This window comes from Microbispora sp. H10836, from assembly GCF_012999525.1.
In the GTDB taxonomy this organism is placed as follows: Bacteria; Actinomycetota; Actinomycetes; order Streptosporangiales; family Streptosporangiaceae; genus Microbispora.
On record NZ_JABBWU010000003.1, the window covers coordinates 239,707 to 252,937 of the forward strand.

Here is a 13,231-nt window from a genome sequence, read left to right on the forward strand (position 1 = left end):
TCCTGAAGCTCAGAGCGCCTGGAGTCCCTGGATCACCTCGCGGAGGATGCGCTCCTCGGGCAGCTGGGCGACCGTGGCCTGCGGCCGCGCCGTGATCAGCCCCTGGTCGCGCAGGTCGCCCAGCAGGATGCGGACGACGTTGAGCGACAGGCCGAGCTCCGAGGCCAGATCGGCCACGGAGGAGGGAACCCGGCACAGTTGCAGGATCCGCCAGTGCTCGGGGGCCAGCCCGGTGACCCCGCTGTACGCCGAGGGAGACGTCCTGATGATGCTCATCAGGTCGAACTCCGGCCCGGTCGGGCGGGTACGGCCACGGGTGATCGTGTAGGGGCGCAGCAGCGGCCCGTCCTCGTGCGCGGTCACGAGTCCTCCTGAGCGCGTTGCCAGCCTGCCTGGAAGGAGGAGAACAGGTCGCCCCGCTCCTCTTTGAGTTGCGGAGCGAGGTTGGCCTGCCGCACCCGGCGGGGCAGGGAGTCCTCGGCGCCGCCGCCGATCGGCGGTGTGAGGGCCAGGGCCGGGGGCGCGGCCTCCGGCTGCGCGAGGCGTTCGACCACCGGTTCCCTGGTCTCGTTCTCCACCACGATCTCCTTCGGAAGCAGGAGCACGGCGCTCGTCCCGCCGTACGGCGAGGTGCGCAGGGAGACGCGGATGTTGTGCCGCCTGGCCAGCAGCCCGACCACGAACAGCCCGAGCCGGTCGCTGTCGGCCAGGTCGAACTCCGGCGGGTCGGCGAGCCGCGCGTTGAGGTGCGCCAGCTCGTCCGGGGGGATGCCGAGCCCGCGATCCTCGACCTCGACGGCGAAGCCGCGGGCGACCATCTCCCCTCTGACCTGTACGCGGGTGTGCGGCGGGGAGAAGACCGTGGCGTTCTCGATCAGCTCGGCGAGCAGGTGGACGACGTCGGTGACGCCGGCGCCCGCGAGGGAGAACCCGTGCGGCACGTTCACGTCCACCCGCAGGTAGTCCTCGACCTCCTCGGTGGCGGCGCGGGCCACGTCGTACAGCGGGACCGGGTTGCGCCAGCCGCGGCCGGGCACGGCGCCGGACAGGATGATCAGGCCCTCCGCGTGGCGGCGCATGCGGGTGGTGAGGTGGTCGACGCCGAAGAGCCGTTCGAGCAGGTCGGGGTCGCTGATCTCCTTCTCCAGGCCGTCCAGCATGCCGAGCTGGCGCTGCAGCAGCGACTGGCTGCGCCGGGCGAGGTTCAGGAAGACCTTGTTGACGCCCTTGTGCAGCTCGGCCTGGCCGACGGCCGCCTCGATCGCGGTGTGCTGCGCCGAGGCGAACGCGCGTCCGAGGTTCTCGATCTCGACGGTGCCGCTGGCCTGGGTCATCGGCGGGGTCTCGGCCGTCACGTCGACGTCCTCGCCGCGCCGCAGCCGCTGTACGAGCTCGGGCAGTCGCCGCCCGGCCAGGTCGGACGCGGCCCGGTGCAGGGTGCCCAGCTCGCCGGTCACCGTACGGGCGAACCGGAAGGAGATGAACGCGGTCGCGAGCACGGCCGCGAGGCCGAGCGCGCCGACGACGCCGATGTCCCAGAGCACGTCCTCGGCCAGCGGCACGGCGCGGGCGGCGGTGGCGTCGGAGGCCGCGTCCGTCGTCTCGGTGAGCTGGCGGGTCAGGGCCTGGGCCGTCGTCGGCCAGGCGATCGCCTCCGGCGGGAGCGGCTGGCCCGGCCGCACCCTGGCGATGACGTCGTTCTCCAGCGAGATGAACGACGTGTAGACGGCGGTGGAGTTCAGCGTGCCGTACTGCTTGATCAGGCCGGCGTCGAGCTGGCTCGTGCCGAGCTGGTAGAGCAGGCGGCGCTTGCCGACCATGCCGGAGAAGGCGTCCCGCTCGTCCTGCGTCATCCGCCCGGACGCCTGCGCGCCCAGCACGAGCGCGGACTGCTGGCTCACCAGCTCACGGCTGCGGGTGATGAGGATGAGCGCCTTGGTCTGCTCGATGATGTCGATGTTCGGGGAGATCATCAGCCGGTCGTAGACCTGGTGGGCGGTCTCGACGGCGGCGCTGTACTCCTCGATCGCGTCGAGGCGGGTGAGCCGCTGGTCGTCGATCTGGCCGCGCAGGACGTCGAGCCGGTCCAGTTGCCGGAGCAGGTCCTGGACGCGGTCCCACATCGCCGGGGGCGTCTCGTCCTCGGCCTCGGCCGACAGGCGGGTCAGCAGGACCGCGGTGGCGTCGGTCTTGCGGCGCTGCACCTGGAGGTCGGTGCGCAGCGAGGAGGTGCGCCAGGCGAGGTAGCTCACCGACACGAACCGCTCGCTCTGCAGCTGGTTGATGGCCTCGCTGACGGGATAGACGATGTTGTCGTAGACCTTCTGGATGCGCAGAAGCTGCTGCCCCTGCTCGATGGTCAGCTTGGCGGCGAACCCCCAGATCACCACCAGGGCGGTCAAAGGCACCAGCAGGATCGCGAAAATCTTGAATCGGATGGATCGTTTCCGACCAGCCATCAGACCTGCCCGTCGGTTACACATGTGTTAACAGTGGCGAAACCATAGCAATCTGTGAGCTGGGCCACCAGGGATCGTTCCTAACGACTTGGGCCACACCCCATATCGGGACAGTCTCGACGTTCCGGAGGAAAGCTCTTGCCTCACTATGTCTGGTTGTCAGACAATCGACCCATGAAATCCAGATCGGGTCCGCTCGCGGTGGTCGCGGCGGCCGTCCTGTGGGGGACCGCGGGCACCGCGGGAACCCTCGCCTCCGCCGGCTCCGTCTCGCTGGCGGCGGCCCGTCTCGTGCTCGGGGGGGCCCTGCTGGGCGGCCTGGCGCTGATCGCGTCTCGCCGGGCGCGGCGCACGGCGCACGGGAACGCTCCGGGAAACGCGATGCGCTGGGCACTGGTCCTGGGAGCCGCCGCCGTCGCGGCCTACCAGCTGTGCTTCTTCGCCGCGGTCGACAGGACGGGCGTGGCGATCGGCACGGTGGTGGCCATCGGCAGCGGCCCCGTCTTCACCGGGCTCCTGTCCTGGTCGGCCGGACGGGAGCGGCCGAGCGGGCGCTGGGCGCTCGCCACGGCCGCCGCCGTCGCCGGGTGCGCGGTGCTCGTCACCGGCGGAGGAACCGGCGGAGGAGCCGGCGGAGGAGCCGGCGGCGCGGACGCCGCGGGCATCGCGCTCGCCCTCCTCGGCGGGCTCCTGTACGCCTTCTACGCGGTCGTGGCGGCCCGGGCCATCGGCGGGGGCATGGAGTCGGGGACCGTGATGGGCGTCATGTTCGGCGGCGCCGCCGTGCTCATGCTGCCGGTCCTCGTGCTGACCGGACCGGCCTGGCTCGCGCGGCCGACCGGCCTGCTGACCGCGCTCTACCTCGGCTGCGCCACGACCGCGCTGGCCTATCTCCTGTACGGCCGGGGCCTGCGCACCACCCCTGTCGCCACGGCGGCCACGCTCGCGCTGGCCGAGCCGGCCGTCGCGGCCCTGCTGGGCGTCGTGGCGCTGCGCGAGCACCTGTCCCTCGTCTCGTGGGCCGGCCTGGTGCTGCTCGCCCTGGGACTGGTCGTGGTGGCGCTGCCCGCCAGGGCGGCCGCGCCGGACGCCCCCGCGGCGGAAACGCCCACGGCGGCGGCCGGGACTCGTTAGTAGGCTCGGTCCCGTGACCACCCTGAGACCCGTGTCCACCGTCGAGGCGCTCGCCGCCGCGCTGCGCGAGCGGGTGCTGTCCGGGGACATCGAGCCGGGGGCCGCGCTGCCCGAGCAGGAGCTGTCCGCACGCTACGGCGTGGCCCGCCCCACCGTGCGGGAGGCGCTGGCGCTGCTCGTCCACGAGGGACTGCTACGGCGCGAGCGCAACCGCAGCGCGTACGTCCCGGTGATCACCCCCGCGGACCTGGACGACCTCATGTACGTGCGCGGGCCGCTGGAGGAACTGATGGCGCAGGCCGTCGCGGGGCGCCGGGTGACGGCGGCGGAGGAGGCGCTGGACCGCCTGTCCGGACTGCCGCCCGGCGCGCCCTGGGCGGCCGTCGTGGCCGAGCACATGGCCCTGCACGAGGCGCTCGTCGCCGCCGCGGGCAGCCCCCGCCTGGAGCGGCTGTACGCCACGCTCGCGGCCGAGACGCGGCTCGGGCTGGTCCGGCTCAGGAACGCGTACGAGGACCCCCACGAGCTCGCGGCCGAGCACGCCGGGCTGCTGCGCGTCATCGCCGAGGGGCCCGCGGACGCGGCGGTCCGCGCGGTGCGCGAGCACCTGCGGTGGCGGCATCCCTGAGGTGTGCGGGCTCCAGGCGGCCGGAGACCCGGATTCCCTTGCACGGCGCCACTTCAAGTCGTCACAATCGCGCCCATGCACGGCAACCCTGTGCCGGACACCTATGTGTACGTCACCGAAGAAGGCGTGACGCGTCACTACGCCGACGGCAGCGTCGAGGCCCTCGCTTGGGAGGACGTGGTCGAGGTCCGCGTCGGCGGCCACAGCCACCGAGAGCCGCCCGGCCATCCGGAGGACGTCTTCATCGTCCTGCTGGACCGTGAGGGCGAGGGCTGCGTGGTCCCCCACTCGGCGACCGACGCGAGCTTCCTGACCCGGCTGCGCTACCTGCCGGACTTCGACCTCGACCGGCTGAGCACCGCGGTCGCGAGCGCGCGTGCGGACTACGTCGTCGTGTGGCGCAGTCCGGAGCCGCCGTCCCCGTTGCCCGACCTCGAATACGACTAGAGACCGCGGCGTCTGCCGGCCCCGTGAACGCTTCACGCCGGCGAGGCGGGCTCCTGCGCTGTTCCGGATGCAGTTCGGTGAGTTCCGGGCGGCGCCGGCCGTCCAATCGGCATCGCATTTTGAATCGGCGGGTAAGGCCGAGTTCGATTACGGAGTCGATTCGACCAGATAGTACTTTCGAGGCGCAGAGGGGCAGGTATTCGCTGGATTTCGCGAGTCCGCCGCTCCCTTTCGCGGGCGTATGAGGTGGCCGCATAGGCATTTTGTGTATCGGCATATATCGGCGGTATATGCCGTGCTGGGGACTGGTAGTGCCATCTTGGACCGTTCCCGTCAAGTCCTCCAGCTGGGGTCATTGCGACCAATTGTGGACAGGGAGCTTACGTTCCCTACCGGGCCGTCGCTGTCTAACATCATCCTCGTGCGGGCACGCCCTCAAATGGGTGAGTCGTGGGTCAACCTTTGAGACGCGAGGGGCGTCAACCACCTGGACGGTCCGGCTACCTAGGCGCGGTGAGATGGAATCGCAAACGGAGTTGGCGGAATCGGGGGTGTTTCCCCGCAAAGTCCATGTGCGGCTGCCGGTGAGCGTGTCGACGAGATCGTATTCGAAGATTCTCCTGGTGGGAGACCTGCTCTGCGCTGTTGTCGCCCTCGCCGGCGTCGAGCTCACGCGGCTGTGGTTCGGCGCCTTCATCCCGGTGTACGACCTCGCGTTCGGCGCGACCCTGACGATCTCCTGGCCGCTGGTCGTGGGCGTCGCCGGCGGCTACCGCAGACGCACCCACGGCGAGGGGACGGAGGAGTTCCGCTCGGTCGCCCAGGCGGGCCTGGGCCTCATCGCGGCCGTCGCGATCGGGGCGTACCTCACGCAGACGAACGTCGCCCGTAGCTACGTCATGGCGATGCTGCCGCTCGCCACGGTGCTGACGCTGCTGATCCGGCACCGCATGCGCAAGCGGCTGCACCGGCTGCGCATGAAGGGCCGGTACATGCGGCCGGTCGTGGCGGTGGGGCACCGGCAGTCCATCCACGAACTGGTGCTGCAACTAAGGCGGCAGCCGTACCACGGCATGCGGGTGGTGGCCGCCTGCCTGCCGAGCGGGCAGTACCGCAGGCAGCGCTCCGACATCGACGGCGTGCCCGTTCTCGGAGACTTCCGGGACGTGCCCGCCGTGGTCGACAAGGTCGATGCCGAGGCGGTCGCGGTCCTCGCGTGTCCCGAACTCCACGGCGCCGCGCTGCGCCGCCTCGCCTGGGGGATCGAGTCGCGGGGGACCGATCTGTTCGTCGCCCCCGCGCTGATGGACGTCGCGGGACCGCGCATCAGCGTCCGCCCGGTCGCGGGGATGCCGCTGCTGCACGTCGAGCACCCCGACCTCCAGGGCTCCCGGCGGCTCGTCAAGAACGGTTTCGACAGGATCGTGGCGGCCGCGTTCCTCCTCATCCTGCTCTTCCCGATGCTGGCCATCGCGGCGGTCGTGCGCTCCACCAGCCCCGGCCCCGCCCTGTTCCGGCAGACCAGGATCGGCCGGTACGGCCGCGAGTTCCACATGCTGAAGTTCCGGACCATGGTCGTGGACGCCGAGCGGCTCAAGCCGGTCCTGGCCGCGTCCAACGAATCGGACGGTGTTTTGTTCAAGATTCGGAACGATCCACGCATCACCCGCGTGGGCATGCTGCTGCGCCGTTACTCCCTGGACGAGTTGCCCCAGCTGCTCAACGTGCTGCGCGGTGAGATGTCGCTCGTCGGGCCGCGCCCGCCGCTGCCCGCGGAGGTCGAGCGGTACGGCACGGACGTGCACCGGCGCCTGGTCGTACGGCCGGGCATGACCGGGCTGTGGCAGGTGAGCGGCAGGGCGGACCTGTCCTGGGAGGAGTCGGTCCGGCTCGACCTGCGGTACGTGGAGAACTGGTCGCTCCTGCTGGACCTGCAGATCCTGTGGAAGACGTGGTCCGCGGTCACCGGCGGCAGGGGGGCCTACTGACATGAAGGCCCTCGTGCTCGCGGGCGGGTCCGGCACCCGGCTGCGGCCCATCACCCACACCCGCGCGAAGCAACTGGTGCCGGTGGCCAACAAGCCCGTCCTGTTCTACGGCCTCGAGTCGATCGCCGCGGCCGGCATCAGCGAGGTCGGCATCGTCGTGGGCGACACCCAGGACGAGATCGAGGCGGCGGTGGGAGACGGGTCCCGGTTCGGCCTGCAGGCGAGCTACCTCAGGCAGGAGGCGCCACTGGGGCTGGCGCATGCCGTCCTGATCGCCCGCGACTACCTCGGCGACGACGACTTCGTCATGTACCTGGGCGACAACTTCATCGTGGGCGGCATCGAGAGCCTGGTCGGACGCTTCCGGGAGCGGCGGCCGAGCGCGCAGATCATGCTGACCCGGGTCTCCGATCCCCGCCAGTTCGGCGTCGCGGAACTGGCCGGCGACGGCCGGGTCGTCGGCCTAGAGGAGAAGCCGCGCGAGCCGAAGAGCGACCTCGCCCTGGTCGGCGTCTATCTGTTCACCCGGGCGATCCACGACGCCGTGGCGGAGCTCAAGCCGTCCTGGCGGGGGGAGCTGGAGATCACCGACGCCATCCAGTGGCTCATCGACGCCGGCCACGAGGTCGATCCCGCGGTCATCTCGGGATACTGGAAGGACACCGGGAACGTCGCCGACATGCTCGAGGTGAACCGGCTGGTGCTGGAATCCCTGGAGCGCCGCGTCGACGGCGACGCCGAGGACTGCGAGCTCATCGGGCGGGTGGTGGTCGAAGCCGGGGCCTCGGTGCGCCGCTCCCGCATCGTCGGTCCGGTGGTCGTCGGTGCGGGGACCGTCGTCGACCGTTCGTACGTCGGCCCGTTCACGTCGATCGGCGCCGACTGCGTGGTGAGCGGCAGCGAGATCGAGTACTCGATCGTGCTCGCCCGTTCGTCCATCGAAGGGGTCCGGCGGATCGAGGCCTCGCTGATCGGCCACGACGTGGAGATCACGCCGGCCCCGGACACGCCGAAGGCCCACCGGCTGGTGCTCGGGGACCACAGCAGGGTCCAGATCAGTTCCTGACCGCCGCCGCACAGTTTCCGACCGCTGCCGCACAGTTTTCCGACCGCTGCCGCTCTCCCGGCCCGTCCGGCACAATCCCTTTCCAGTCCGAGCTCGAAGACAGGTGTGGACCTTCCGTGAAGTTACTCGTCACCGGCGGCGCCGGGTTCATCGGCTCCCACTACGTCCGTACGGTTCTCGCGGGCGGATACCCGGCCTTCGCCGGGGCGTCCGTCACGGTGCTCGACCGGCTCACGTACGCGGGCAGCCTCGCCAACCTCACCCCGGTAGAGGGGCGGTACGACTTCGTCCACGGCGACGTGTGCGACCCGGGCCTGCTCGCCGAGGTGGTTCCGGGCCACGACGTGGTGATCCACTTCGCTGCCGAGTCCCACGTCGACCGGTCGATCGACGGCGCGGCGGACTTCGTGCGGACCAACGTGCTGGGCACGCAGACGGTCATGGAGGCGTGCCTGTCCGCCGGGGTGGGCCGCGTCGTCCATGTCTCCACCGACGAGGTGTACGGGTCGATCGAGACGGGGTCGTGGGACGAGAACGCGCCGCTCGCGCCGCGCTCGCCCTACGCCGCCTCGAAGGCGGGCAGCGACATGATCGCCCGCGCGTACGCGGTCACCCACGGGCTGCCGGTCTCCATCACGAGGTGCGGCAACAACTACGGGCCGTACCAGTACCCGGAGAAGGTCGTCCCGCTGTTCATCACGAACCTGATCGAGGGCAGGCCCGTCCCCCTGTACGGCGACGGCGGCAACGTCCGCGACTGGATCCACGTGGCCGACCACTGCCGGGCCATCCAGCTCGTCGCCGAGGTGGGCGGGCCGGGGGAGGTCTACCACGTGGCCGGCACGGCCGAGCTGACCAACCTGGAGCTCACGCGGCGCCTGCTCGACCTGCTCGGCGCCTCACCCGACCTCGTCAGACGGGTGGAGGACCGCAAGGGGCACGACCGCCGCTACTCCCTCGACGACCGGAAGCTGCGCGCCCTCGGCTACGCGCCCCAGGTGTCCTTCGACGACGGCCTGGAGGCGACCGTGCGGTGGTACGCCGACAACCCGTCGTGGTGGAAACCGCTGCGGGCGGAGGCCCGGTGACGGCGTCGCCATGAGGTGGCTGGTCACGGGCGCCGCGGGCATGCTCGGCGCCGATCTCACCGCGCTGCTGGCCGGCGAGGGCGAGGACGTCGCCGCGCTGTCCCGGCGCGACCTCGACCTGTGCGACCCGGCGGCCGTCCGGGCGGCGGTCCGTACGGAGAAACCGGACGTCGTGGTGAACTGCGCGGCCTGGACGGCCGTGGACGAGGCGGAGACCCGCGAGCGGGAGGCGCTGGCGGTCAACGGCGACGCCGTGCGCCCGCTCGCCGCCGCGTGCGCCGGCCACGGCGTGACGCTCGTCCACCTGTCGACCGACTACGTGTTCGACGGCAGTGCGCAGACGCCGTACGCCGAGGACGAGCCGGTCAACCCGGTCAACGCGTACGGGCGGACCAAGGCGGCGGGGGAGCGGGCCGCCCTGCGGCACGGCGGCTACGTCGTCCGCACCGCCTGGTTGTACGGCGCGCACGGGCCGAACTTCGCCAGGACGATGATCAGGCTCGCCGCCGGGGGCGACCCGGTGCGCGTGGTGGACGACCAGCACGGCCAGCCCACCTGGACGGCCGACCTGGCGGCCCAGATCGTGCGGCTGGTGCGCGCGTGCCCGGCCCCCGGCGTCTACCACGGGACGAACGCGGGCCAGACGACGTGGTACGGCTACGCCCGGGAGATCTTCCGCCTGCTCGGCGCCGACCCGGACCGCGTCAGGCCCACGAGAAGCCGGGACTTCCCCCGCCCGGCCCGGCGCCCCGCGTACGGCGTCCTCGGGCACGAGGCGTGGGGAAGGGCGGGGCTGGCCCCGATGCGGGACTGGCGCGAGGCACTGCGCGACGCCTGGCCCCGGCTCGTCGCCTCCGGCGAGTTGTGACGTTCGCGGGCGTCCGCGCGATAACCCATGGACGGCATCCCGTGGCGGCATTCATGGACGGTGGGGATTCGTGGACGGATCGGTGGCGCGCGCCGTGGATCGGGCTGTCCCCCGATGACGGCGCGGGGACGGGCACACAGGCGGTCGGTGCTGGGCACGACGCTGGACGCGCTGACCATGCGACAGGTCGTCGCCGCCTGCGTGGAGACGGTGGACGGCGGCGGCCGGCTCGACATCGGCGTGGTGAACGCCGCGAAGATCGTCACCATGCGCGGGGACCCCGAGCTGCGGCGGTCGGTGCTCGACTGCGACCTCGTCCTCGCCGACGGGCAGTCCGTCGTGTGGGCCGCGCGCCTGCTGGGCCACCCGCTGCCGGAACGCGTGGCCGGGATCGACCTGTTCACCGAGCTGCTGGCCGAGGGGGAGCGGCGCGGATACCGGCCGTACTTCCTGGGGGCCACGCCGGAGGTGCTCGCCCTGCTGGTCGAGCGGGTGCGGCGCGACTTCCCGGGCCTGCGGATCGCCGGGTACCGCGACGGCTACTTCCCGGTCGAGGAGTCCGCGCGGGTGGCGGAGGAGATCGCGCTGTCGGGAGCCGACCTGCTGTTCCTCGGCATGACCTCGCCGAAGAAGGAGATCTTCGTCCGAGACTGGGGCGAGGCCACCGGGGCGAAGGTCGTTCACGGGGTGGGCGGCGCCTTCGACGTGCTGTCCGGACGCACCCGCCGGGCGCCGCGCGCCTGGCAGCGCCTCGGGTTCGAGTGGTTGTACCGCCTGCTGCAGGAGCCGGCGCGCCTCGGCCCCCGGTATCTGAAGACCAACGGGAGGTTCCTCCTCCTCGTGGCCGCGGGACTGATTCGTGACCGCGGCCGTCTCGCGAATTCCGCCGATTCTCTGGAGTGACAACGTGACGCAGCACCGCAGAATCGCCCTGCTGGGCCCGGGCGCGCCGGCCGTCCTGCTGCCGGCCATGCTGGACCTGGCGGTGCGCGGACTGCCGCCCGGATACGTGGACGGGGAGTTCGTGTTCACCCGCAGGGGCGTGCGGCGGCCCGACGGCACGTGGGACGCCGTCGCGGAGGGTCGCAGCCTGCGTTATTCGGCGATCGTCGCGCTCGGCGTGGCCACGCTCCCGGAGGAGCGGCAGCGCGCCGCGCTCGCCGGCGACACCGCCGTCGACCTGGCCGGGCGCCTCGTCGAGCGGCTGCCCGGCGTGCGCGGGCTCGGCGACGCGGCCCTGATCTGCTGGGCGGCGGCGGAGACGGGGCATCCGGGGCTGGACGAGGCGCTGCGGCACCTGGCCGGGATCGACCGGCTCGCATCCTCGGGTCAGGTGTACACGGTCGAGGCCGCGTGGGAGCTCGCCGCGCTCGTCGCCGCCAGGACGACGATGGGCGCCGGCTCCGAGCTGGACGGCAGGCTGGAGCGCGCCCGGGCCCGGCTGCTCGGCGGGCTGGCGTCCGACCGCCTCTACCGGCACGTGCTCGGCCCGTCGTCCGGGTCGCTCGTGCCCTGGTATCGGGCGCACGTCGGCTGCTTCGCCGACCAGGTGTACCCGCTGCAGGCGCTGGCGCGGCTGCACGCCGCGGTCGGAGACGCCGACGCGCTGGCCGCCGCGGAACAGGTGGCCGCGGGGATCTGCGCGGCCCAGGGCGCCGAGGGCCAGTGGTGGTGGCACTACGACGCCCGCACCGGCGCCGTGGTCGAGGGGTATCCCGTCTACAGCGTCCACCAGCTCGCGATGGCCCCGATGGCCCTGCTCGACCTCGCCGACGCCGGGGGCACGGCCTACTTCGACGAGATCGGCGAGGGCGTGCGCTGGATGAGCGAGCGGCCCGAGTCCGACGAGTCCCTCATCGACGAACGGCTGAGCCTCACCTGGCGGAAGGCGGCCAGGGCGGACCCGAAGAAGCTGGTGCGTGGCCTGCGCGCGGTGGCCACCCGCACCCGTCCGGCGGCCCGGCTCGCCACCCTCGACCGGTTCTACCCGCCGGTCGCCGTCGACCGCGAATGCCGGCCCTACGAGCTGGGCTGGCTCCTGTACGCCTGGCTGTTCGAGCTTCCGCGTACGTCATGACCCCGGCGCCCGGCTGCTCTCGTCGCGCAGCCAGGTCGTGTAGTCGCCCGCCCGTACGGCGTGGCGCGCCCTGCGCCGCGCCAGCACGGTGACGCAGGTGAAGACGGCCGCCGCCGGGAGCAGCCACGGCTCCCGGGCGGCGATGCGGACCAGATCGCCCAGGCTCGTGCGCGCGGACGGACCGCCCGGACCGGTCTCGCGCTCCAGCTCGCTCACGCTGGTCGCCGCGCGGACGCGCCGGCGCAGCAGGTCGGCGAACGTGCGAGGGGTCTGGATCCCGGCCCGCGCCTCCGCCACGACCACCCGCTCGCCCTCGCCGAACGCCAGGGAGGCGGCCAGGTCGTCGGCCATGACCGACGGGAGTGCGCGGATCCGCTCGTTGCCCGCCTCGGTGACCGCGATGACCCCGCGGCCGAACAGCCCCGTGCGCACGTGCGGCAGGCGGGTCCAGATCGCGTAGTACGCGCGGACGCTCCAGGGCCGGTCGGCGAGCGCCAGATCGCGCTCGGGCGCCGCCGCGAGCGGCGTGCCCGGCCCGCCGAGACGGGCCACGAGCGCGCGGGCGCCCGCGGTGCTCACGGTGACGTCGGCGTCCACGTAGAGCCGGGGAAAACCGCGGGCCGCCCGGTCGCCGAGACGCAGCGCCTCGCGTTTGGAGGGCACCGGCGTGCTCAGCACGCGCACGCCGTGTGCCCGCGCGACCGACTCGGTCTCGTCGGTGCACCCGTTCGCGACGACCACGACGTCGAACTCGCCCGGCCGGGCGTCGCCCAGCAGCCCGGACAGCAGACGGCCGAGGACCGGAGCCTCGTTGTGCGCGGGGATCACGACGCTCGTCACACGAGCAGTATGGGCCTCCGCCGGGTCAGGAGGGCCGATATCTCGGGAGGATCCCGGAATCCAGCGCCTCGCGCAGCGTGGGCGCGGCGGCGTCCTTGTCCGACAGGATCGGCTCACCGTCGAGCCGCCAGTCGACGCCGATCTCCGGGTCGAGCGGGTGCACGCCGTGCTCGCGCCCCGGCGCGTACGGCTGGGAGCACAGGTAGAGCACCGTGGCCTGCTCGCTGAGGACGGCGAACGCGTGGCCGAGGCCCTCCGACACGTAGACCGCGCGCCGGGACACGTCGTCGAGCACGAGCCCCTCCCACTTGCCGAAGGTCGGCGAGCCCACCCGCAGGTCCACCACGACGTCGAGCACGGCCCCGGAGACGCAGGTCACGTATTTGGCCTGGCCGGGCGGTACGTCCGCGAAATGGACGCCGCGGAGCACACCGCGACGGGAAACCGAGCAGTTGGCCTGGGCCAGCTCCATGGCGTGCCCGATCGCCTCGCGTAACTCACCCGCCTTGAAACATTCGAGGAAGTCGCCCCGGGTGTCGCTGTGGATTCGCGGGGTGAAGCTCCACGCCCCCTCGATACTCATCCGCTCCATGGCCGGAAGCATGACACAGGCGTCTTGTAACGCTCGCAGTCCAT

The 13,231-nt window shown here is 72.2% G+C and carries 13 protein-coding genes; 9 read left to right on the forward strand and 4 right to left on the reverse strand.

Going from position 1 to position 13,231, the window contains the following annotated elements:
• Positions 1-9 precede the first annotated feature (9 nt).
• Positions 10-363: a DUF742 domain-containing protein gene (locus HHX30_RS08585; RefSeq protein WP_169981192.1), complete on the reverse strand. Its 354-nt coding sequence runs from the start codon at positions 361-363 to the stop codon at positions 10-12.
• A complete protein-coding gene (locus HHX30_RS08590; protein WP_169981194.1) occupies positions 360-2,408 on the reverse strand; it encodes a nitrate- and nitrite sensing domain-containing protein in 2,049 nt (682 codons plus the stop codon). Before HHX30_RS08590 ends, HHX30_RS08585 begins: the two co-directional genes overlap by 4 nt.
• A 225-nt stretch (positions 2,409-2,633) precedes the next feature.
• Here HHX30_RS08590 and HHX30_RS08595 point away from each other — a divergent pair, with 225 nt between their 5' ends.
• The 9 genes from HHX30_RS08595 to HHX30_RS08635 all read left to right on the forward strand — a co-directional run bounded on the left by HHX30_RS08595 (position 2,634) and on the right by HHX30_RS08635 (position 11,755).
• A complete protein-coding gene (locus HHX30_RS08595) occupies positions 2,634-3,593 on the forward strand; it encodes an EamA family transporter (RefSeq protein ID WP_169981196.1) in 960 nt (319 codons plus the stop codon).
• Positions 3,594-3,606: 13 nt separating this feature from the next.
• Entirely contained in the window at positions 3,607-4,221 is a 615-nt protein-coding gene (locus HHX30_RS08600; protein ID WP_169981198.1) for a GntR family transcriptional regulator, read from the forward strand.
• 75 nt (positions 4,222-4,296) lie between these two features.
• A complete protein-coding gene (locus tag HHX30_RS08605; RefSeq protein ID WP_169981200.1) occupies positions 4,297-4,668 on the forward strand; it encodes a hypothetical protein in 372 nt (123 codons plus the stop codon).
• A gap of 518 nt (positions 4,669-5,186) precedes the next feature.
• Positions 5,187-6,656 carry a sugar transferase gene (locus HHX30_RS08610; RefSeq protein WP_169981202.1) on the forward strand — a complete coding sequence of 490 codons (1,470 nt, stop codon included), beginning with the start codon at positions 5,187-5,189 and terminating at the stop codon, positions 6,654-6,656.
• 1 nt (position 6,657) lies between these two features.
• Complete coding sequence (locus HHX30_RS08615) at positions 6,658-7,722, forward strand: glucose-1-phosphate thymidylyltransferase (protein WP_169981204.1); 1,065 nt, start codon at positions 6,658-6,660, stop codon at positions 7,720-7,722.
• Between the two features lie 116 nt (positions 7,723-7,838).
• A complete protein-coding gene (gene rfbB / locus HHX30_RS08620; protein ID WP_169981205.1) occupies positions 7,839-8,810 on the forward strand; it encodes a dTDP-glucose 4,6-dehydratase in 972 nt (323 codons plus the stop codon).
• Between the two features lie 10 nt (positions 8,811-8,820).
• Positions 8,821-9,678: a dTDP-4-dehydrorhamnose reductase gene (gene rfbD, locus HHX30_RS08625; RefSeq protein ID WP_169981207.1), complete on the forward strand. Its 858-nt coding sequence runs from the start codon at positions 8,821-8,823 to the stop codon at positions 9,676-9,678.
• Between the two features lie 147 nt (positions 9,679-9,825).
• Positions 9,826-10,581 (forward strand): WecB/TagA/CpsF family glycosyltransferase, encoded by a 756-nt coding sequence (locus HHX30_RS08630; RefSeq protein WP_211591755.1) that lies wholly within the window; start codon positions 9,826-9,828, stop codon positions 10,579-10,581.
• Positions 10,582-10,585: 4 nt separating this feature from the next.
• The gene (locus HHX30_RS08635) at positions 10,586-11,755 is read left to right on the forward strand and encodes a hypothetical protein (protein ID WP_211591756.1); all 1,170 of its coding nucleotides are present in this window, start codon (positions 10,586-10,588) and stop codon (positions 11,753-11,755) included.
• Here HHX30_RS08635 and HHX30_RS08640 read toward each other — a convergent pair.
• Both HHX30_RS08640 and rfbC read right to left on the reverse strand, forming a co-directional pair.
• Positions 11,750-12,595, reverse strand: coding sequence for a glycosyltransferase (locus HHX30_RS08640; protein ID WP_169981211.1), 846 nt, complete (start codon positions 12,593-12,595; stop codon positions 11,750-11,752). The two genes, HHX30_RS08635 and HHX30_RS08640, sit on opposite strands and share 6 nt — an antisense overlap.
• 25 nt (positions 12,596-12,620) lie before the next feature.
• The gene (rfbC, locus tag HHX30_RS08645; protein ID WP_169981213.1) at positions 12,621-13,187 is read right to left on the reverse strand and encodes a dTDP-4-dehydrorhamnose 3,5-epimerase; all 567 of its coding nucleotides are present in this window, start codon (positions 13,185-13,187) and stop codon (positions 12,621-12,623) included.
• Positions 13,188-13,231: the final 44 nt, after the last annotated feature.